Source organism: Saccharothrix carnea, assembly GCF_003014735.1.
GTDB classification, from domain to species: domain Bacteria; phylum Actinomycetota; class Actinomycetes; order Mycobacteriales; family Pseudonocardiaceae; genus Actinosynnema; species Actinosynnema carneum.
In genome coordinates, this window is the sequence record NZ_PYAX01000019.1 from 13,974 (window position 1) to 34,744 (window position 20,771).

Below are 20,771 nucleotides of genomic sequence, written 5' to 3' on the forward strand. Positions count from 1 at the left end.
CGAGAGGACCGCGCCATGCCAGGCTTTCCCCGGCGCACGTTCGTGCATGGCTCGTTGGCCGCCGTGGCGCTCACCGGCCTCGGCGCCGCCACGGGTCGTTCGCCTGCCGTCGCGTTCGGGGTGACGGCGCGCGAACTCGGCCCCGTGCGTGCGGCGATCGGCAGGCTGCTCGGCGAGCGGGCCGCCGCCGGGTTCGTCCTCGAAGGGCTCGAACCGGAGGCCGGCGAGGCCGACGCGTTCGAAATCGGCGGTCGGCGCGGCGCGGTCCGGGTCGCGGGCAGCAGCCCGGTCGCCCTGCTCTCGGGCGTGCACTGGTGGCTCAAGCACGTCGCGGGTGGTCACCTGTCGGGCAACGGCGACCGGGTCGCCCTGCCCGCGGGAGTGCCCGCGCCGGAAGGACCGATCCGGCAGTCCACCGAGCTGACCGAGCGCTATGCCTACAACTTCACCGTGTTCGGCTACACCACACCGTTCTGGGGGTGGCCGGAGTGGGAGCGGGAACTGGACCTCCTCGCCGCGGCCGGCGTCAACCGGGCGCTGGCGCTGACCGGTCAGGAAATCGTCTGGTACGAGACGTTTCAAGACTTCGGGCTGTCGGAGACGGAGGTCCGGCAGTGGATCGCGCAGCCGGCCCACCAACCGTGGCAGTGGTACGGGGAGATCACCGGGTACGACGAGGGCGCGTCCGCCCACAGTGGACCGGTGAGCGCCGGGTTGCTGCACCGGCGGCGCGACCTGGGCAGGCGGATCGTGGACCGGATGCGCGAGCTGGGGATCACGCCGGTGTTCCCGGCCTTCGTCGGCCACGTGCCCGACCGGGTGTTCGCCGAGCGGCACCCGGGTGTGCACGTCGTCGCGCAGGCCGATTACGCGGGCCACCCGCGGCCGTTCTGGCTGGACTGCACCGAACCGCTCTACGCGGCTGTGGCGGACCGGTTCTACCGCGCGCAGGCCGAGCACTTCGGCACCACCACGCACTACTCCAACGACCTGTTCCACGAGGTGGGTGACGAGGAGCTGCCGTCCCTGCTGGACGGTGCCGATCTGGGCGCGGCGGCGGTCGCCGTGCAGGACGCGTTGGCTCGGGCGGTGCCGGGAGCGCGGTGGCTGGTGCAGGGCTGGCAGGCCAACCCGCGCCGCGAGCTGCTCGACGCCGTCGACGAGGGCCGGGTCGTGGTGCTCGACCTCGACTCCGACGACTCGCGCAAGTGGCAGGAGACCGACTCCTACTGGGGTGCGCCGTGGTGCTGGGGCACCATCCAGAACTTCGGCGGCAGGCTGGGCATGTTCGGCACCCTGGCCGAACCGGGTCGCACACTGCCCGAGGTGCGGGTCGACCCGGCGCGCCGCCGGCTCGTCGGCACCGCGGTCGTGCCGGAGGGCATCCGCCACAACCCGGTCGTGTTCGACCTGCTCAGCGAGACGCCGTGGCGGCGGGAACCGGTCGACCTGGCGGTCTGGGTGCGTGGCTACGCCCGCCGGCGGTACGGAGGCGACGACCCGCACGCCGCCAGGGCGTGGGCCATCCTGCTCCGCACCGCCTACTCCTACGCCTCCACCGGCCACACCAGTGGTGAAGGACCGCACGAGACGCCGTTCGCCGCCGAACCGGCGCTCACCGTGGGGTCGGTGTCGCAGTGGGGTCCGGCGCAGTGGCGCTACGACCCGGCCGAGTTCGCGCCCTGCCTGACCGAACTCCTGGCCGTGGCGCCGGAGTTGCGTGCGACCGCGACCTACCGGTACGACCTGGTCGACGTGACCAGGCAGGTGCTGGCCAACCGCGGTCGGCTGGTGCTCGACCGGTTGCGCGCCGCGTACGAGGCGCGTGATCGCGAGGCGGTCGTGCGGCACGGCGCACGCTTCCTGCGCGCCTTGGACCTCTGCGAGGAGGTGCTGGGCACGCACGAGGACTGGCTGCTGGGCCGGTGGCTGGCGCAGGCCCGGAGCTGGGCCGACAACGCGGAGGAACGCGCGGCGCTGGAGTGGAACGCGCGCACGATCATCACCACGTGGAGCGTCCACGCCGCGCCGATCCTGCGTGAGTACGCCAACCGCGACTGGCACGGCCTGCTCGGCGGCTACTACCGGTCGCGGTGGGCGCGGTTCCTCGACGCGCTGCCCGCCACCACGGCGTCCGGCGAACCACCGGTGTTCGACGACTGGGCCGAGCACGGGGCCGCCTGGAGCCAGGGCCGTGAGCCGCACGCCACCCGGCCGACCGGTGAGCCGCACGCCGTCGCGGCCCGGATCGCCGCCGAACTGGCCGCCGACCCGATCTGACCCGCACCAGCACACCACCCGAGGACCAGCCATGACCACGATCACCAGACGTGCCCTGCTGCGGGGCGGGCTGCTCGCCGCCACTGGCGTCATCACCACCCGGCTCGCGGGCACCGCCGCCGCCGAGCCACACCGGGACGGGTTCGCGGTGGCCTACAACGACCTCGTCATCACGCCCCACGCGCCGCCGTGGCCGAGCCTGTGGATGGGGGGCTACGGCTGGACGAAGCGCGGCAGCCGGGGCGCGGTGGCCCGTGACCTGCACGCCCACTGCCTGGCCTTGCACGACGGCGACCGCGGCGTCCGGGTGCTGGTGCGGGTCGACGTGGTCGGCATCCCGCGTGACGTGCACCAAGAGATCCGGCGGAGGGTGTGCGACCAGGAGCGGCTGGTCGCCTCGCCGGACTTCGTCATCGTCGCCAGCCACACCCACAGCGGCCCGTTCCTCGGTGACACGCACCCGGACCCGTACGTGCTGATGGGCCTGGAACCGGCGGACATCGACGCGGTCAACGGCTCCACGGCGCTGTTCATCGACCTGGTGGTCGAACTGGTCCGGCGGACCGTCCAGGAGCAGCCGATCCCGGCCACCCTGCACTACGCCGAGGGTTCGGCGGAGATCGGCTTCAACCGGGCCGGGCTCGACCACGTGATCACCGACGTGCCGGTGCTGCTCGTCCGCGACACCGACGACGGCGCACCGCTGGCCGTGCTGTTCGGCGCGACCTGCCACCCGGTGTGCCGCGGCCGTGACGACGTCTTCGACAGCGACTTCGTCGGCGCCGCGGCGGAGGCCGTCGAACGGGAACTCGGCGTGATGGCGTTGTTCTTCCAAGGCACTGCGGGCGACCACGACCCGGTCGGCGGTCAAGGCCCGCACCGACCGGCCGAGCTGGGGCAGGTGCTGGCCGATGCCGTGCTGGACGTGGTGCGGCGCGACCAGTTCACTCCCGTGACCGGGCCGGTGCGCGGCGAGCTGACCGAGGTACAGCTGCCGTTCTCGGTCGACCTCGGTGATCCCGGCGCGGTGGCCGAGTTGGAGCGCAAGTACCGGTCGCGGTTGGACGGCCACCTCGGGCAGGCGGAGGTGCGGCACGCGGAGGTGGTGCTGAGACGGCTGGGCGACGGCAGCTTTCCCCGGAGCTTCCCGATGCCGTTGCAGTGCTGGAAGCTCGGCGGGTTGACCGTGCTCGCGTTGGCGCATGAAGTGCTCAGCAGCTACCACGTGCTGCTCAAAGGGCTGGCGGGCCGGTTGGGCACCGGGCCTCTGTGGATCATGGCCTACGCCAACGAGACGCAGGGGTACGTGCCGGCAGACGAGACGTCGTGGCGCGGTGGGTACGAGGCGGGTTGGGGCGCGGGCGACCCGCACATCACCGGCGCGGGCAGCAACATGGTGGCCTACGGTTGGCCCGCGCCGCTGCGCGGTTCACCGGTCGGCGCCCACCCTGCCACGCCCGACAGCACTGAGGCGATCGTCCTGTCGGCGTGTGAAGGGCTGTTGCGATGACCGCGCTGCACCTGAGCTTCGTGGGCCGCGACAACGTGTGCCGCTCACCGATGGCCGCTCTGGTGATGCGCGAGCAGTTGCGGCGCAACGCCCTGGCCGACCGGGTGCGGGTGAGCACCGCCGGCACCGAACCGTGGCGGGTGGGGCAACCGGCGGACCGCCGCGCGGTGCGGGTGCTCGCCGAGCACGGCTACCCGACCGGCCACCTGGCGACCAGGATCGGGCTGCCGCAGTCGTCCGCCGACCTGGTGCTGCTGCTCGACGCCACCCCGCCGCCGGTGCTGCTGAGACTCGTCGGGTCGGCCGAGCGTGTCCGACCCCTGCGCTGTTTCGACCCGACCGCCGCGGACGACCTCGACGTGCCGGACCCGTACCACCGCGGGCCGGAGGCGTTCCGGGAAGTCCTGGACATCATCGAGGCCACCGTCCCCGGCCTGCTGCGCTGGGTCCACGCCCACCTGCCCGCAGCTGATGACGGATCGCGGTGACGGCCGTAGGACGACAAGCCCGCTACGAGGTGAGGAGGGCGACTGGCTGTGGTGGCCGAACCTGCGAGACGTGGTGGCTGAGCGAGAGGAGGTGGCAAAGGACGCGGTGGTGGGGTCGGGGCGCGGCTGGCGCTGACCTGGCCCGAGCGCGGATCCCGCCGTCGACCGCGTGCACGCTGTGGTGCCGGCGTACGAGAGCGGCCTGGTCACCGGTGGACGCGGTTGACCGGTGATCCGCGACGGCCTTCCGGGTACGTAAGGTTGACCGGTTGGTGCCGGGCAGGACGGGGTTCGCTGGTGATGGACGTGGGGCGCTTGGTGGCCGGGCGGTACCGGTTGCGTGGGCGCGTGGGTGCCGGGGCGATGGGCGTGGTGTGGCAGGCGTTGGACGAGCGCTTGGACCGCGTGGTCGCGCTCAAGCAGCTAGTGGTGCCCGAGGGCTCCGACCCGGTGGCAGCGGTGGGGCGGGCGGCGCGGGAGGCGCGCATCGCGGCCCGGTTGCAGCACCCGAACGCGGTGACCGTGCACGACGTCGTGGAGGACGACGGCAAGCCGGTGCTGGTCATGGAGTACCTGTCCGCGCGGACCCTGGCCGACCTGATCGCGCAAGGCCCGTTGCCCGCCGAGCGGGTGGTGGGGATCGGGGCGCAGATCGCCGGTGCGCTGGCGGCGGCGCACGCCTCGGGCATCGTGCACCGGGACGTCAAGCCGGGCAACGTCCTGCTGACCGAGGACGGCACTGCGAAGATCACGGACTTCGGCATCGCCCGCGCGGTCGGCGACGTCACCGTCACCAGGACGGGGCTGCTCGCGGGGACGCCCGCGTTCCTCTCGCCCGAGGTGGCGCGCGGCGGTGAGCCCGGCCCTGCCTCGGATGTGTTCGCCCTGGGAGCGACGCTGTACGCGGCAGTGGAAGGACGTCCGCCGTTCGGTGACGGGGACAACGCCATCGTGCTGCTGCACGCCGTCGCGGCGGGTCACTTCGCCCCGCCGACGCAGGCCGGTCCGTTGACCGAGGTGCTGCTGGACCTGCTGCGCACCGACCCGACCGCCCGGCCGACCATGGCGCAGGCCGCCGAACGGCTGCGCGAGCCGACCGCGCCACGGCCTGCGCCGACCCGGCTCGACCTGCACCCGGCGGACTCGCCGCCCCCGCCGACAGGCCGAGCTCCGGCAGGCCCGACACCCCGGCCCACAGGCCAAGCCACGTCAGACGCGACATCACGGCCGACAGGGCCGCACCCGGCCAACCTGACACCGTGGCCCACGGGCCGACCCGTGGCGGAGCCGACACCCCGGACGGGCGAGGAGCCGGTGAACACGCCGCAGTGGCAGACCGGTCCCCAGCCGACCGCGGTGGCGGCGCACCCAGCCGGTCCACCGCACGCCACCGGACCGGCGGGGACCTCGGTGGCACCGCACCCGAACGCCCTGGCCCCGCGATCGGCGCGCGGCGGGCGGGTGGGGCTCATCGCGGTGGCCGCTGCGGCTGCGGTCGGTCTGGTCGTGTTGGTCCTGGTGTTGACGAACGGCAACCGGGCCACCGACGACACGGCCGGTGCGTCCAAGTCCACGTCTTCGCCCAGCAGCGCGGCGCCCTCCCCCGCACAGCTGGAGGGGGCGGTGGCCGAGTACTACGCGTTGGTGCCCAAGGACACCGCTCGGGCCTGGGAAATGCTCGGCCCCGGCCTGCGGGCGCAGGGCCGCGACCAGTACGAGAAGTCCTGGCGGGACGTCAAGGACCTCACCGTCAGCTCACCGCCCACCGCCGCCGGACCCGACACCGTGACCGTCGGCATCGACTTCACCGGTGTGGAGGGCAAGAGGTTCCGCGAGTCGCACCGCCTTCGGCTCGTCGTCCACAACGGGACACCGCTGATCGACTCGGACGAAGTCGTTTCCTCGCAACGCATCGACAAAGGCAACGGTGACGACAAGGACGACGATGACAACGAAAAGGACGACCGGAAACGCGGTGGTGGCAAGAGCGGCGAGAACTGAGCACCCCGCTCAGGACACGGTGGTCAGGCGACGACCTCGCCCCACACGGCCTTGTGGCCCTGCTCCGGATCGACGCCCCATCTCGACGCCAGCCGGTTGACCATCAGCAGACCTCTGTTGCGCGGACCGCGGGCACCGGGTTTGCCGAGCACCGGCAGCAGTTCCGGGCTGCCGTCGTGGACCTCGACCCGGACCACGTGCCCGCCGCGGTGGCTCAGCCGCAACCGGCGGGGTGCGGTGGCGTGCTCGAACGCGTTGGTGAGCAGGGCGTCGGAGATCAGCAGCAGGTCGAGCAAGGTGGACTGGTCCAGTTCCGGCACGTTCTCGGTGATCCACCTCCGTGCACGGCGCACAGGTGGAACGGTGTCCTCCAGATCGAAGTCGACGTGGTCAGCGGACCGATCGACGACGTTCACAACACGAGCCTTCCAAAAATCGGCACTCCCATTTCGGGCTCAGGCGTAGACGGCGGGTTCCCCGTGGCCCTGGGGTGAAACGTGCCGGCGACCTCATCGCGAGTCGGCCGTCACGGGAATCAGGTGGTCGACCAGCCCGGCGGTGGCGTCGATCAGCTTGACCACCCGCGTGACCTCGGGTGACGCCACCAGGGTCAGGTCCATCCCCTGGTCGCGGCACAGGTCGGCCGCGTGCAGCAGCAACGCGAGGCCCGCGACGCCCATGAACGTCACACCGCCCAGATCGAGCCGGATCCCGTCCGGCCCCAGCTCGTCGCGCACGAGGTAGTCCTGGATCCGGTCCGCCGCCACGATGTCCACCTCACCGGCCACCGTGATCACCGTCGTGCCGTCACCGGTGCGGCAATCGCAGGAGAAACCCGCGCGTGGACCGCGCGAACGTGATGTGGTCGCCACCGATCGCCTCCCGTGTCGCATTGCCGTCCACCCGCGACGGGAACGATTCAGACGAGTCGGACCTCGGCCCAGACCGTCTTGCGGTCGCCGCGGGACTCGTGACCCCAGTTGACCGACAGCCGGTTCACCATGACCAGGCCGCGGCCGTCCTCGGGGGTGTCGACACGCCCCAGGACCGGGAGCTTGCTGGGACTGCCGTCCTCCACCTCGACCCGGATGACGTCGTGCTCGGCCACCCGGCGCAACCGCAGCCGGCGAGGTGTGCCCGCGTGGCGGTAGGCGTTGCCGACCAGCTGCGCGGCGACCACCTGGATGTCCACGAGCCGGTCGCGGTCGGTGCCCGGGAACGTCACGGCGACCAGTCTGAGCAGCTCGTTCGGGGTGGGAGGGGTGTCCGGGAGGCCGAGGTCGACGCCGTCCCTGGGTAATTCGATCGTGCTCATGGATCGCCCTCCAATGCCCTGTGGTCTCAAGGCATGAACAAGGCGGTGGTACCCGATGGCCCAACGGGTCAAACCGGCCGGTCTACCGGGGCGTGACCGTGAGGGGCACGTCGACGGGCACGGGCTGCGCCGAGCCGGCGGTGACCGTGCCGCGGATCGTGCCGCCGACCGACTTCGGGCCCGCCAGCAGCCGGAACACGAACGTCACCGACCCGCCGGCGGGTAACACCGCCTCGGACGTGCACGTCACCGTGCCCTTGCCCGCCGGGCAGCCCACCCGTGACGCGCCGTCGAACCCCACGAGCGGCCTGCCGCGCAGGTTCCTGCCGGCACCCACCACCTGGACGCCTTCGGGCAGGGTCAGCACCAGCGTGGTGGGCGTGAGGGGCGTCGAGCCGGTGTTGCGGACGATGACGGGCAGGTCGACGGGCGGTCCGCCGGTGGCCATGGTGAACCCGGCCGGTACGACGGGCACCAGTGGCTGCGCCGGGGGTTCGACGGTCGTGGGCGCACCGGACGGGACCGCTCCGGGCGGTACCGCTCCGGACGGCTGGTCGGCCGACCCGGTCGTGGTCACCGATGGCCCGCCGGACCCCGGGGCCGGCACGGACCCCGTGACCGGAACGGACGATGAGGTGACGTCCGGCGGTTGCTGGTCGGCCGTCGCCGCGGGTGGCTGGGCGTCGACCGTGGGCACGACCGCCGGCCGCGCGGTGTTCAGCCCCAGCGCCAGGGCTGCGACCACCGCCGTGGCCGACGCCGCCACGCCGAGCCACTGCGCCGTCGTGGTGACCGAGTTGGCGGCCACGCTCGCGGCGGCCGCGCCCGCCTCCGCCGTGCCCGCGGTGGTCGCCAGGTACCCCGACACGCCCGCGCCGAGCACCAGCGGTGCGACGACCGCGCGCAGCGTGCCGTTGACGTCGGCCAGTTCGGCGGCCATCGCGCGACAGGTCGCGCACTCGTCCAGATGCGCTTCGACCTGGGCGGTTTCCCGTTTGGTGAGACCGCCCCTGGTCCACGCGGCCAGCTTCGCGACGGTGGCGCGGCAGCGGTTGGTGGCGTTGTCCGCGAGGTGCGCCTGGAGGTAGGCGGTCTTGAGCCCTTCACGGGCCCGGTAGGCCAACGCCGACGCGCCGTTGGCGGTCAACCCCAGCAGCTTCGCCAACTCGGCCGCCGACTGGCCCTCGATCTCGGTCTGCCACAGCACCGTCTGCCACCGCTCGGGCAGGCTGGCGAACGCCCTGGTCGCCAGCGCCCGCTCCAGCGTCGCCACGGCCGGGTCGTGGAACGGCACCGTGGTCACCTTCTCCACGCCGGATACGGCCTCGACGTCGTCGGCCAGCCTGAGCTTCTTGTCCCGCCGCGTCTTGTCGTAGGCGGTGTGGCGCAACGCGGTCAGCAGGTACGCGCGGAACGCCGAGTCCGGGCCGCCGCCCGCGCGCAACGTGTCGAGCACCTTGGCGAACGCGTCCGACACCAGGTCGTCGGCCTCCGCGCTGGACCAGGCCAGGTGTCGGGCCAGGGTGCGGGCCGCGCGCACGTGCCGTTCGAACAGCTGCCCGTACGCCTGGATCTCCCCGCCGCGCACGGCGTCGATCAGTTCCGCGTCCGATGGCGGCCGGGACGACGACGGCACGCCCGAGGACCCCGCCGACAGCCCGGACGACGAGGCGGTGTCGGCGTTGAGCACGTGGTCCAGGTCGTCGCGCAGGGCCGCCAGGTCCGCGTTCGCCCACCGTTCCAGATCGCGCTCGTCGGGATGCCCGATCACCGGACGTCGACCTCCATGCACGGTAGGTGAGCGATTCAGTGCGGACCATATCCAACAGCCCGCGGGGGATTGAGGCCAGTGGGGGTGGAAACTGATCGGACCGGTTCGCCGCGGTCGGGCGCGACCGGGGTGTGACCGGTCAGGGTTGAGGTCGAAAGGAGGCCTCGTGATCTCGGCACTCAACCGCCTCGTCGACCTGGTCGAGGAGCACTTGGGCGAGGAGTTCGACGTCGACGGGTTGGCCAGGTCGCTCGGCACGACCGGGTACCACCTGCGCCGGATGTTCTCGTCGTTGGCGGGCATGCCGCTGTCGGAGTACGTGCGCCGGCGCCGCATGACCGTGGCCGCGGCGGACGTCGTCCGCGGCGAGGACGACCTGCTGGGCATCGCGGTCCGGCACGGCTACGGCTCGACCGAGGCGTTCGGCCGGGCGTTCCGGGCGGTCCACGGCGCCAACCCCGGTGACGTCCGCCGGGACGGAGGCCCCCTTCGCGCACAACCACAGCTCAGGTTCCGCCTGACCGTCGAAGGGAGCACTGCCATGGACACCCGCATCGTCGACCGCCCCGCGTTCCGGCTCGTCGGACACGCCACCCGCGTCCCGCTCATCCACCACGGCGTCAACCCGCACATCCAGCGGCACATCACCGCGCTGCCGCAGGACGAGCACGTCCGGCTCAAGGCACTCGGCAACACCGAGCCGGCGGGCCTGCTGCAGGTCAGCGACGACGTCGACCCCGACGCCACCGAGGGCAGCGAGCTGACCTACCTGCACGGGGTCGCCGTCTCCCGGGACACGGCGGCCCCGGACGACCTCGACGCCATCGAGGTGCCGGCGGGCCGGTGGGCGGTCTTCCGCACCACCGGCCCGCACCCGCAGGCCCTGCAGACGACCTGGGCGGCGACGGCGACGGAGTGGTTCCCCTCCAACCCGTGGCGGCTGCGGCCGGGGCCCTCGATCGTCACGGTCCTCGACCGCGCGGCCGACTTCAGCACCGCGACCTGCGAGCTCTGGCTCCCCATCGAACCGGCCTGACGCCCGGGTGACCTGCCCGGCGCCGTGCTCGTCGGCCGACCGGGCAGGTCGGTGACGGGAAGAATTTCGCGCCGGGTGTATCCAGCACCGCCCGACCGCCCTCTTCTCCAGTGTCGGGGGTCTGGTTGGGGAGCCGGGCCGCCCGGGCAGGGGGGAAAGCGCACCGCCCGCCCTTCGGGGCGGGCGGGTGTCGCTGTGATCCCCGTCTGCTGCCGGGGCCGTGATGAATGCCCCGTTCCGGCCGCCCGCATACGGGATGGGCAGCGGTGGAGTGATCCCGCGCCAATGGCGGCATAACGGAAATGGGATGGGAAGAACGTTATAGGCCAACCGATTCGCCGATTTCCACTGGCAACGGTCAAGCCTCGATGGAAAGACCGCCGAGGCACTAGACACTGAGTTGTCCATCGAGGCCGCCACTCGGGATTTCCCTGCATGCCTGAGGAGTTGGCGTGAATCGCAGAATCGGCACGTACCTGGCCGTGTGCCTGGCGGCCCTGTCCGTCCAGGTGGCCGGGGCGCCGGCCGCACCCGCGGACCCGGTGAGCCCTCGAGCCCTCGCGATCCGGGCGGCCGACCAGGCCGCCGCGTCCGGGCTGGACGCCCTGGCCAAGGGTCCACACGAACAGTTCCGGCGTCGGGCTGTCTACCAAGGTGGCATCCCCAGCCGGAGAGACCTGTTCTACGTCTCCTACGACCGCACGTACGACGGTCTGCCCGTCATCGGCGGCGACGCCGTGGTGGCCACCGACGCGGCGGGCGCCGTGCTCGACACCGTCGCCGCTCCCCTGGGCGGGCTCGCGGTCGACACGACACCGGCCATCGCTCCCGAGCGCGCCGAAGCCATCGCCGGAACCCGACTCTCCACTGTGGACAAAATGGAGAGCACCACGCTGTCCGTGCTCGCGGGTGGGCACGGCACGCTGGTCTACGAGACCGTGCTGGCGGGCCGCAAGGACGGCGCGCCGAGCCGCCTGCACGTCTACGTCAACGCACGAACCGGCGCCGTCGAAGGCACCCACGACGACGCGCGGGCGGGCACCGGCACGAGCCAGTGGAACGGCCCGAACCCGCTGACCATCGACACCGGCAACAACAGCACGGTGGACGACACGCGGCCCGGTGTCCGCTGCGTGGACTACGCGACCGACGCCCCGTTCACCAAGGCCACCAACTCCTTCGGCAACGGCAACGCGACCAGCAAGGAGACCGGCTGCGTCGACGTGCTGTGGTCCACGCAGAAGCAGTGGGAGATGATGAAGACCTGGCTGGGCCGCAACGGGATCGACGGCAAAGGCCGCGGCGTCACGGTCAAGGTCGGGCTCAACGCGGTCAACGCGTACTGGACCGGCCAGCACATCGAGATCGGCCGCAACAACGCCAACCAGTGGATCGCGTCCATGGACGTGGTGGCGCACGAGCACGGGCACGCGATCGACCAGTACACGCCCGGCGGCGCGGCACGCGAAGCCGGTCTCGGCGAGGCCACCGGCGACATCTTCGGCGCGCTGACCGAGGCCTACGCCAACGAGCCGACCCCGTTCGACACGCCGGACTACCTGGTGGGCGAGTCGGTCAACCTGGTCGGCCGCGGCCCGATCCGGAACATGGCGAACCCCTCGGCCGTCAGCGGCCACCCGAACTGCTGGTCCAGCGCCATCCCCGGCACGGAGGTGCACGCCGCCGCCGGTCCGCTCAACCACTGGTTCCACCTGCTGGCCGAGGGTTCGGCGGCCAGCCCGACGTGCGACGGCTCGACCGTGACCGGTATCGGCATCCAGGCCGCGGGCCGGGTGTTCTACAACGCGATGCTGCTCAAGACGTCCGGCATGACGCACTTCCGCTACCGCGTGGCGACCCTGACCGCGGCGAAGAACCTCGACCCGACCTGCCGGCAGTTCACCGCCGTCAAGGCGGCGTGGAACGCGATCAACCTGCCCGCGCAGCCCGGTGAGCCGACGTGCGTGACCGTGCCGGACGACGACTTCACCCTCTCGCTCGACCCCGCCGCGGGCACGGTGGAGCCGGGCGGCAAGACCCAGTCGACCCTCCGCACGACCACCACGTCCGGCGACCCGCAGGCGGTGGTGTTCAGCGCCACCGGGCAGCCGTCCGGCGTGGCGGTGCAGTTCACCCCGTCGTCGGTGACGTCGGGCGGGTCCTCGACCATGACCGTGGCCACGACGGAGGACGTCGCACCGGGCACGTACCCGATCACCGTGCGGGGCGCGGGGTCGACCAGCCACACGGTGACCTACCACCTCACGGTCGGCGGCGAACCGCCGGCGGACGACTTCGCCCTGGCGCTCGACCCGACCGCGGGCACCGCCGAACCCGGCGGCGCGGTGACGTCCTCCGTCGGCACCACGACCACGGCGGGCGAGTCGCAGAAGGTGGCCCTGTCCGCGTCCGGCCTGCCGGCGGGCGCGACGGCGGCGTTCGACCCGGCCACGGTCGCGTCGGGCGAGTCGTCCCGGTTGACGATCACCACGTCCGCGAGCACACCGGTGGGCACGTACGCCGTCACGGTCACCGGTGCCGGACCGGCGGTGTCGCACTCGGTGACGTTCACGGTGACCGTGCGGGAGGGCACGCCGGGCGGCTGCGCCGGGCTGCCGGCGTGGAGCGCGTCCCGGGCCTACGTGCCTGACGACGTGGTCTCGCACAACGCGCACCGGTGGACGTCGACCTGGTACTCCACCGGCGCGGAGCCCGGCGCGCCCGGCTCGTGGGCCGTGTGGCGGGACGGGGGCGCCTGCTGATCGAAGCGGTGACCGGGTGGCCGCCGCGGTGGCGGCCACCCGGTCAGCGTTCCAGCGCCTGGGCGATGTCCCGCCACAGGTCGTCGGCGTCCTCGATGCCCACCGACAGCCGGATCGTGCCGCCGGTGATGCCGTTCGCCCTCAGCTGCTCCTCGTCCAGTTGCCGGTGCGACGTGCTGGCGGGGTGCAGCACCAACGTCTCGGTGCCGCCCAGCGACGGCGCGAGCCGGGCCAGCTCGACGCCGGTGACGAACTTCCGGCCCGCCGCCACGTCCGCCACGTCGAACGCGAACGTGCTGCCGAAGCCGCCGAGGAACCGGGCCGCGACGGCGTGGCTGGGGTGCGTGTCGAGGCCGGGCCAGTGCACCACGCGCACCGCCGGGTGCGCGGCGAGGCGTCGGGCCAGGATCCCGGCGTTCTCCTCGTGCCGGCGGACGCGCAGCGCCAGGGTGCGCAGGCCGCGGATGGTGAGCCAGGCGGCGAACGGGTCGGGCGTGACGCCCAGCTCGACCGAGTGCCGCCAGACCGAGCGGTACCGGGCGTCGTCGGCGAACACGGCGACGCCGCCGGTCACGTCGCTGTGCCCGCCGAGGTACTTGGTGGTCGAGTGGATGACGACGTCCGCGCCGTGCTCGATCGGGCGGCACAGCAGCGGTGACGCGAACGTGTTGTCCACGACCACGAGCACGTCGTCGCCCGCGGCGGCGCTCAGCGCGGGCAGGTCGCTGACGTGGCCGGTGGGGTTGGCGATCGTCTCCAGGTAGAGCACCCTGGTCTCGGGCCGCAGCGCCGCGCGGACCTCGTCGGGGTCGTGGCCGCCGACGTAGGTGACCGCGACGCCCCAGCGTTCCTCCAGGTCGCGCAGCAAGGCCAGGGTGCCGCCGTAGAGCGCGCGCTGGGCGATCAGGTGGTCGCCCGACTTGAGGGTGGCGAGCAGCACCGCGTTGATCGCGCCCATCCCGGACGCGGTGGCCAGCGCCGCCGTGCCCCTTTCGAGCGCGGCGACGGCGTCCTCCAGTGCCCGGACCGTCGGGTTGCCGAACCGGGTGTAGACGAACGCGCCGTCCGGCCTGGTCATGGCGTCGGCGAGGGTGTCGAGGTCGTCGAACGCGAAGCTCGAGGTCTGGTACAGCGGCACGGACAGGGGCGTGCTGGTCAGCGGGGGCACCGCGGCGCGGGAGTGGGTCGGCATGAACCGAGTCTGGTTCGTGAAGCGGTATGTCTGCAGATCCAATTCGGCTAGATTGGTCTCATCATGAAGCCAATCTCCGTCGACGACCTGGCGGGCAGGCTCGGGCGCTGGTCGGCCGGGCGCGGCTCGCTGTACCTGCTGCTGGCCGCACGGCTGCGTGAGCTGGTCGACGAAGGGCTGCTGCCCGCGGGGACGGTGCTGCCGCCGGACCGGTCGCTGGCCGCCGGTCTCGCGGTCGGGCGGACGACCGTGATCGCGGCGTACGACCTGCTGCGGCAGGAGGGTCGGTTGACGCGGCGGCGCGGCAGCGGCACGTGGGTGTCGCCGGGTGGCGGCGCGGCGGCGGCCCGCGCGGAGACCGCGAACCCGATGTTCGTGAACCTGCTGGAACCGCCGGACGGCGTGCTCCAGTTCGCCTGCGCCGGGCCGTCCGCGCCGCCACCACGGCTGGTCGAGGCCCAGCGGCGGGCGGTGGACCGGCTGGGTGGCGACGACCTGGGCTACCACCCGTCCGGGCACCCGGTGCTGCGCGCGGCGCTCGCCACCCGGTACCGCGACCTCGGCGTGCCGACCACGGCGGCCCAGGTCCTGGTCACGACGGGAGCCCAGCAGGCGTTGGCGCTGCTGACACGCGCGCTCGTGCGGCCGGGTGACGAGGTGCTGGTGGAGGCGCCGACGTACCCCGGTGCGCTGGACCTGTTCCGGGAGGTCGGCGCGGTGGTGCGGGCGACCGACGACCTCGCGGACGCCCTCGCCCGGTCCACGCCCGCGCTCGTGTACGCGATGCCGTCGTTCCGCAATCCCACCGGCTCGTCGCTGAGCGCGTTGGAGCGCACGCGCCTGGCGCGGTCGGCCGGTGACGTGCCGCTGGTGTTCGACGAGGTCTTGGCCGACCTGGACCTGACCGGGGCGCCTGCGCCGCCACCGACCCCGGGCGTGATCACGGTGGGGTCGTTGAGCAAGGTGGTGTGGGGCGGGCTGCGGGTCGGCTGGGTGCGGGCCGACGCGGCGCTCGTCGCCCGGCTGGCCCGGTTCAAGGCGGTGCACGACCTGGGCGGCGCGGTGCTGGACCAGTTCGCGGCGGTGGAGCTGCTGGCCGACTTCGACGCCGTGCGGTCGGAGCGCGTCACGGCGTTGCGGCGGCAACACGACCACCTGTGCGCGCGGCTGCGCGAGGAACTGCCCGAGTGGGGGTTCACGCCCGCCGAGGGCGGCCAGACGCTGTGGGTGCGGCTGCCCGGGGTGGACGCCGCGTCGTACGCCCAAGTGGCGTTGCGGCACGGGGTGGCCGTGCTGCCCGGGGCTTCGCTCGACCCGACCGGCGGCAGCGGCGACCGGCTGCGGGTGCCGTTCACCGCCGCGCCGGCCGTGATCAGCGCCGCCGTCGCCGCTCTCGCCGACGCGTGGCGGGCGTTCGGCGCCGAGTCGACCCGCCGTCCGCTCGTGCCGTCGATGTCGGTGTGAGGGGCCCGGGTCGGGAGTCGGTCAGGAGATGCCACCGTCGCAGCCCGCGTCCCGGACCCCGCCCTGGATCCACGGCAGGTTCACCTTCCGGAACGCGATCGACCGGTGCGAGGTGGAGCTCGACGACGTGTTCTCGTTGACCTCGATCAGCGCGCCCACGTGGTAGTCGGCCGTCTTGACGATGCTGGAGTAGCCGCCTTCCCGGTAGCTGCCGCCCTCGCCGGGCAGCGGCGCGTCCGAGAACGGTCGGCTGTAGGCCCACGTGCGGCCTTCGTCCTCGCTCATCCGGATCCGCATCTTGGTGCGGGTCTCGGTGCTGGCGGAGTTCACGAACGCCAGCCGGGCGGGCGCGTCGGCGTTGTAGCGCATGGTCGAGCCCTCGTTCACCGGGTCGAGCAGGCAGCTCGCCGGTGCGAACGGCCGGAAGCCGGACTCGATGGTGCCGCGGGTGACCCAGCGCCGTTCCTGGATCTCCGCGGTCGCCGACGTCGGCCGGTCGTTGCGGTACAGCTCGCCGTTGGACAGCTCCAGCACGGTGGACTCGCCGGTCTGCTCCATCGCGCCACCCGTGGTGGTGCGCAACGGCGCGGACTTCCACGTCACGCCGTGGTCGTCGCTGTAGATGTTGCGGTGCTGCGCGGGGATCACCAGGCGGCCGGCGTTCCGGTAGGTCGTCTGGATGCCGACACCGGGGCCGACCGCGTCCCAGTTCCAGCTCCGGCCGTTGGCCAGCGTCCGAGGCTTGAGGGTCTCGGACATGTTCACCGGTGACGCCCAAGTGGTGCCGTTGTCGGTGCTGGAGGTCAGCCACACCTGCCGGTCGTCCCACGAGTCGACCGGCGAGTGGCCCTCGGGCTGGAAGTTGAGGAACAGCCAGACCTTGTTGTTCGAGCGGTCGACCACGGCGGTCGGGTTGCCCCAGGTGCCCTGGCCGGCGCCCACCACCTCGCGCAGGTTCGACCACGTCGCGCCGTTGTCGTCGGAGACTTTGTAGACCAGGTTGATGTTGCCGAAGTCGGCGTTGTCCGCGGCACGGCCCTCGACGAACGCGATGAGCCGGTTCGTGTTGGTGCGGATCAGCGACGGGATGCGGAACGAGTGGTAGCGGAGCCCGTTGAGCACGTCGTCGCCACCACCGTCGAAGATGATCTTCTCCGAGTGCGACTGCGCCGCCGCGACCTGCGGCTGCCCCGACACGGGCACCGCGGTGGCGGCCAACAAGGCGACGACGACAGCACAAATCCGCAACAGCGGCATCTGGCACTCCCCCGGTCCAGGCGCTTACGAGACTTCCGACCCAACATAACCAAGATCGCAAAAGTTCGTCACCAAGCGGGAGGTGCCACGACGTGAACGACGGGTGACGAGGCCACCCACCCGCGGGGGCGCGTCGGTCGCTCGCGACCGACGCGCCCCCGCCGCCGTCTGAGGAGCAGCGGCGATCAGAAGCGGAACAGGCGCAGTGGCACGGCGGCGGCCATCGCGGCCATGCCCGCGTCGTTCGGGTGGAGGTGGTCGCCGCTGTCGTAGGCGGGCAGCAGGCGGTCGGGTCGGCCCGGGTCGCGGAGGGCGCGGTCGAAGTCGATCACGCCGTCGTACTCGCCGCTGGTCCGGATCCACTGGTTGACGGTCTGGCGGGCGGCTTCGTTCTCCGGGCTGAAGAAGCCGAACGTGTCGTCGCGGAACGGCGTGATGGTGCCGCCGTGGATGCGCAGGCCCTGGGCGTGCGCACGGGCGATCAGCTGCCGGTGCGCGCCGATGATGTCCTGCGCGGTCACCTTCTCCGACAGCGGCGCGCTCGTGCCGGGGTGGCCGAGGTCGTTGACGCCGAGCAGCACCACGACGTGCCCGACACCGGGCTGGGCCAGCACGTCGCGGTCGAAGCGGCGCAGCGCGGCCTGCCCGAAGTACGCCGCGTAGCCCTCCGCCGGGTGACCGACCGGCGGGTTCGGGTCGTGCAGCAGCCGGTTGCCGGCGATGCCCGCGTTGACCACGCCGAGGTGCCGCAGGCTCCGCTCGTCCTGGAGGCGACGGGCGAGGACGTCGGGCCAGCGCCGGTTCGCGCCGCGCGTGGTCTCCGCGCCGTCCGTGATGGAGTCGCCGAACGCCACCACGGTCGACCCGCGCTTGCCGCCCGTGACGCTGACGCCGGTGAGGAAGTGCCACTTGCCGAGCACGGCGGTCGGGGTGATCTCGGCGCGGCCGGTGACGTTGCCCGTCGCGACCCACCCGTCCTGGTAGGGGAACGCGTGCACGGTGTCGCCGGGGGTGCGCTCGGGCAGGTGGATGCTGATCACCAGGTCGGAGTCGGCCGCCACGGGCAGCGCCACCGGGTCGCTGAGCAGCGGCGTGCCGGGCGGCAGGGTCGCGGACGGTCGGCCGCCGAACGTCAGCCGCCGGTCGCTGCCGGGCTCGACCGCCGACCCCGTACCGGACCGCCGTGCCACGCGGGCCTCGCCGATGACCAGCGGCCGGGTGCCGAACTCGTTCGACAGCCGCACGCGGATCGTGCTGCCGCCGACGCTGAGGTGCACCACCTGGCGCAGCGTCTGGTCCTCGAACGACGTGGTGTCGGAGGCGGGCACGGTGGTGGGCGAGGTCGCCCACGCGCCGACCCACGTCGCCCGCGGTGACGCGGACGCCGGGGTCGGCAGCAGGAGCAGCAGGGCGGCCAACGCCGCCGTGGCGGTGCGCTTCACGTCCCGGCCCCTCACCGGCGGGCGGGACGGTCGAAGCGCCAGCCGTCGGCGCGGAGTTCGGGGATGAGCCTGGCCACCGCGTCCACGGTCTGGCCGCGCTCGTTCGGGCCGTCGTGCATCAGGACCACGGCGCCCTCGGTGAGGCCTTCCTTGACCCGGCGCACCAACTCGTCCACGCCCGGCGGCTCCCAGTCGCCGATGGCGAGCTTCCAGCCGAGCGGGGTCATGCCGAGCTTGGCGGCGACCTGCGGTGTCTGGCCCCAGCTGCCGTAGGGGGCGCGGAAGTAGCGGATCGGCACACCCGGCACGGCGTCGCGGATGGCCTCGCTGGTCTGCTTGAGGTCGGCCTCGATCTGCTCGGGCGTCCACTCGCCCATGTTGTCGTGGTGCATGCTGTGGTTGCACAGGATGTGCCCGCCGCGGACGATCTGCCGCACCACGTCGGGGTTCTCCACCACGAAGTCGCCCCACAGGCAGAACACCGCCTTGACGTGGTGCTGCCGCAGGATGGCCAGCAGCCGCGGCGTGTCCGCCGGGTTCGGGCCGTCGTCGAACGTGAACGAGACCGTGCGGCCACCGTGCTTGGTGGAGTCGACGATCACCGGTTCGGCCGCGTTCGCCGGCGCCGCGCTCAAGCCGAGCACCAGGCCAGTGGTCAACAACACCGTTCTCCACCGCATCGCGAAATCCCCTTCGTCGGACGAGCGCTGACCACTATCAGGTCGCGATCAACCCGTCTACCAGACGTTTCGCGGATGTTTCGAGTCTCAACTGGCGTTGCCGCACCGGTGCGGGAAACGGGTATCGCCGGGGTCGCGCGCCCGGACCGCGACAGCCGACCCCGCTGTCGCGCAAGCGGCCGAACGGCCGTGCCGGTGCGCCCGTTCCACCACTCGGGCTCCGCCCGACAGACGGTTTTGCGCAACATCACCCGAATGGCCGATGCCGATGGTCCCGCACCTCTCGACACTGACCTCGCTGGGAGCGCTCCCAGAGAGCGCTGGTAGTCCCTTGCCCAGCGGGCCACGCGGTTTCCGCGTCGGCGAGCTCCAGCACCAAGCGGTTCCGCTCACGGCGGAACCGCGGCAGCCCAACGTCGATCAACGAAGATTTGGCGGTTCACATGCTTCACCGCTCTGGGAGCGCTCCCAAGCAGTCGCGAGGCGCCCTGACCGTGCGGGTCCCGGCCCGTCCGGGCGCGCTGTTGCGGGTGTCGGCGGTACTCGGCGCCTGCCTGGCACTGCTGACGACCCTGCTGGTCACCTTCGGCGCGGGCACGGCGTCCGCCCACGGCGCCGTCAGCGACCCGCCCGCCCGCCAGTACGCCTGCTACCACCGGTGGCCCAACGGCCCGACGCAGCAGATGGCCACCGAAGACCCCATGTGCTACAAGGCCTGGCAGACCGACTCGTCGGCGATGTACAACTGGAACGGCCTGTTCCGCGAGGGCGTCGCCGGCCGCCACGAGTCCGTGATCCCCGATGGCCAGTTGTGCAGCGCCGGCCTGGCGCACAACGGGCGTTACGGCGCGTTCGACGAGCCCGGCAACTGGAAGACCGTCGACCGCCCGGCCCAGTTCACGCTGAACCTGCACGACCAGTCCTCGCACGGCGCCGACTACATGCGCGTCTACGCCACCCGGCAGGGCTTCGACCCGAAGACCCAGAAGCTGCGCTGGAGCGACCTGGAACTGGTCGGCCAGACCGGTCGGATCGCCACCGGCAGCACCACGCCCGTCCAGGTCAACGCGCCCGGGCGGACCGGCCACCACGTCCTGTACACGGTGTGGCAGGCCAGCCACCTCGACCAGTCGTACTACTTCTGCAGCGACGTCAACTTCACCGGCGGCGGGCAGACCACCACTACCACGACGACCACCACCACGACCTCCACAACGACGACCACGACCACCGACGCGCCGCCCCGCGGCTGCTCGGCGACCCTGCGCACGACCTCGCAGTGGAACGGTGGCTTCCAGGCCGAGGTGCGCGTGACCGCCGGTTCCGCCGCCGTCAGCGGCTGGGCGGTGACCTGGACCTTCGCCAACGGCGAGCGGATCAACTCGATCTGGAGCGCCGCGGCGACCACCAGCGGCACGTCCGTGACCGCGCGCAACGTCAACTACAACGGCTCGCTCGGCGCCGGGGCGAGCACCACGTTCGGTTTCGTCGCCTCGGGCACGCTCGGGACACCGAGCCTGACCTGCACCGCGTCCTGACCGCACGCTGACACCGGAGGCCGGCTGCCCACCAC

At 72.4% G+C, this 20,771-nt stretch carries 16 protein-coding genes; 8 read left to right on the forward strand and 8 right to left on the reverse strand.

What is annotated here, in order from left to right:
* Positions 1–15 precede the first annotated feature (15 nt).
* From B0I31_RS35005 to B0I31_RS35020, 4 genes are all read left to right on the forward strand, one after another.
* The gene (locus tag B0I31_RS35005) at positions 16–2,280 is read left to right on the forward strand and encodes an alpha-N-acetylglucosaminidase (RefSeq protein WP_106619700.1); all 2,265 of its coding nucleotides are present in this window, start codon (positions 16–18) and stop codon (positions 2,278–2,280) included.
* 31 nt (positions 2,281–2,311) lie between these two features.
* Complete coding sequence (locus B0I31_RS35010) at positions 2,312–3,790, forward strand: hypothetical protein (protein ID WP_106619701.1); 1,479 nt, start codon at positions 2,312–2,314, stop codon at positions 3,788–3,790.
* Positions 3,787–4,278 (forward strand): arsenate reductase/protein-tyrosine-phosphatase family protein, encoded by a 492-nt coding sequence (locus B0I31_RS35015; RefSeq protein ID WP_219910952.1) that lies wholly within the window; start codon positions 3,787–3,789, stop codon positions 4,276–4,278. Before B0I31_RS35010 ends, B0I31_RS35015 begins: the two co-directional genes overlap by 4 nt.
* Positions 4,279–4,578: 300 nt before the next feature.
* A complete protein-coding gene (locus tag B0I31_RS35020; protein ID WP_106619702.1) occupies positions 4,579–6,279 on the forward strand; it encodes a serine/threonine-protein kinase in 1,701 nt (566 codons plus the stop codon).
* A gap of 23 nt (positions 6,280–6,302) precedes the next feature.
* On the opposite strand, the gene B0I31_RS35025 is transcribed toward B0I31_RS35020, so the two are convergent.
* From B0I31_RS35025 to B0I31_RS35040, 4 genes are all read right to left on the reverse strand, one after another.
* On the reverse strand, positions 6,303–6,632 hold the full coding sequence (locus B0I31_RS35025; protein ID WP_146174068.1) for an ATP-binding protein: 330 nt from the start codon (positions 6,630–6,632) through the stop codon (positions 6,303–6,305).
* A gap of 156 nt (positions 6,633–6,788) precedes the next feature.
* The gene (locus B0I31_RS35030) at positions 6,789–7,172 is read right to left on the reverse strand and encodes an anti-sigma factor antagonist (protein ID WP_106619704.1); all 384 of its coding nucleotides are present in this window, start codon (positions 7,170–7,172) and stop codon (positions 6,789–6,791) included.
* Between the two features lie 26 nt (positions 7,173–7,198).
* The gene (locus tag B0I31_RS35035; RefSeq protein ID WP_106619705.1) at positions 7,199–7,594 is read right to left on the reverse strand and encodes an ATP-binding protein; all 396 of its coding nucleotides are present in this window, start codon (positions 7,592–7,594) and stop codon (positions 7,199–7,201) included.
* Between the two features lie 82 nt (positions 7,595–7,676).
* Positions 7,677–9,365 carry a sigma-70 family RNA polymerase sigma factor gene (locus B0I31_RS35040; protein WP_181320697.1) on the reverse strand — a complete coding sequence of 563 codons (1,689 nt, stop codon included), beginning with the start codon at positions 9,363–9,365 and terminating at the stop codon, positions 7,677–7,679.
* A 166-nt stretch (positions 9,366–9,531) separates the two neighbouring features.
* On the opposite strand from B0I31_RS35040, the gene B0I31_RS35045 reads away from it, so the two are divergent.
* Both B0I31_RS35045 and B0I31_RS35050 read left to right on the forward strand, forming a co-directional pair.
* Positions 9,532–10,401, forward strand: a complete 870-nt coding sequence (locus tag B0I31_RS35045; RefSeq protein WP_106619781.1) for an AraC family transcriptional regulator — start codon at positions 9,532–9,534, stop codon at positions 10,399–10,401.
* A 452-nt stretch (positions 10,402–10,853) separates the two neighbouring features.
* Positions 10,854–13,163, forward strand: a complete 2,310-nt coding sequence (locus B0I31_RS35050) for a M4 family metallopeptidase (RefSeq protein ID WP_106619707.1) — start codon at positions 10,854–10,856, stop codon at positions 13,161–13,163.
* A 43-nt stretch (positions 13,164–13,206) separates the two neighbouring features.
* Here the strand turns inward: B0I31_RS35050 and B0I31_RS35055 are convergent, their stop codons facing one another.
* On the reverse strand, positions 13,207–14,355 hold the full coding sequence (locus tag B0I31_RS35055) for a trans-sulfuration enzyme family protein (RefSeq protein WP_106619708.1): 1,149 nt from the start codon (positions 14,353–14,355) through the stop codon (positions 13,207–13,209).
* A gap of 63 nt (positions 14,356–14,418) precedes the next feature.
* Between B0I31_RS35055 and B0I31_RS35060 the strand changes: the two genes are divergently transcribed.
* Positions 14,419–15,819, forward strand: a complete 1,401-nt coding sequence (locus B0I31_RS35060; RefSeq protein WP_106619709.1) for an aminotransferase-like domain-containing protein — start codon at positions 14,419–14,421, stop codon at positions 15,817–15,819.
* A gap of 21 nt (positions 15,820–15,840) precedes the next feature.
* On the opposite strand, the gene B0I31_RS35065 is transcribed toward B0I31_RS35060, so the two are convergent.
* The 3 genes from B0I31_RS35065 to B0I31_RS35075 form a co-directional block, all read right to left on the reverse strand.
* Positions 15,841–17,076: a sialidase family protein gene (locus B0I31_RS35065; RefSeq protein ID WP_106619710.1), complete on the reverse strand. Its 1,236-nt coding sequence runs from the start codon at positions 17,074–17,076 to the stop codon at positions 15,841–15,843.
* A gap of 185 nt (positions 17,077–17,261) precedes the next feature.
* Positions 17,262–18,518 carry an SGNH/GDSL hydrolase family protein gene (locus B0I31_RS35070; RefSeq protein WP_219910953.1) on the reverse strand — a complete coding sequence of 419 codons (1,257 nt, stop codon included), beginning with the start codon at positions 18,516–18,518 and terminating at the stop codon, positions 17,262–17,264.
* A gap of 11 nt (positions 18,519–18,529) precedes the next feature.
* Positions 18,530–19,183 (reverse strand): polysaccharide deacetylase family protein, encoded by a 654-nt coding sequence (locus B0I31_RS35075; protein ID WP_245950659.1) that lies wholly within the window; start codon positions 19,181–19,183, stop codon positions 18,530–18,532.
* A gap of 509 nt (positions 19,184–19,692) precedes the next feature.
* Here B0I31_RS35075 and B0I31_RS35080 point away from each other — a divergent pair.
* Positions 19,693–20,736, forward strand: a complete 1,044-nt coding sequence (locus tag B0I31_RS35080; protein WP_245950660.1) for a lytic polysaccharide monooxygenase auxiliary activity family 9 protein — start codon at positions 19,693–19,695, stop codon at positions 20,734–20,736.
* Positions 20,737–20,771 lie beyond the last annotated feature (35 nt).

Coding starts and splice junctions, on each gene's coding strand:
- B0I31_RS35005 (WP_106619700.1), top strand. CDS start 16: ATGCCAGGCTTTCCCCGGCGCACGTTCGTGCATGGCTCGTTGGCCGCC.
- B0I31_RS35010 (WP_106619701.1), top strand. CDS start 2,312: ATGACCACGATCACCAGACGTGCCCTGCTGCGGGGCGGGCTGCTCGCC.
- B0I31_RS35015 (WP_219910952.1), top strand. CDS start 3,787: ATGACCGCGCTGCACCTGAGCTTCGTGGGCCGCGACAACGTGTGCCGC.
- B0I31_RS35020 (WP_106619702.1), top strand. CDS start 4,579: ATGGACGTGGGGCGCTTGGTGGCCGGGCGGTACCGGTTGCGTGGGCGC.
- B0I31_RS35030 (WP_106619704.1), bottom strand. CDS start 7,172: ATGCGACACGGGAGGCGATCGGTGGCGACCACATCACGTTCGCGCGGT.
- B0I31_RS35035 (WP_106619705.1), bottom strand. CDS start 7,594: ATGAGCACGATCGAATTACCCAGGGACGGCGTCGACCTCGGCCTCCCG.
- B0I31_RS35055 (WP_106619708.1), bottom strand. CDS start 14,355: ATGCCGACCCACTCCCGCGCCGCGGTGCCCCCGCTGACCAGCACGCCC.
- B0I31_RS35060 (WP_106619709.1), top strand. CDS start 14,419: ATGAAGCCAATCTCCGTCGACGACCTGGCGGGCAGGCTCGGGCGCTGG.
- B0I31_RS35065 (WP_106619710.1), bottom strand. CDS start 17,076: ATGCCGCTGTTGCGGATTTGTGCTGTCGTCGTCGCCTTGTTGGCCGCC.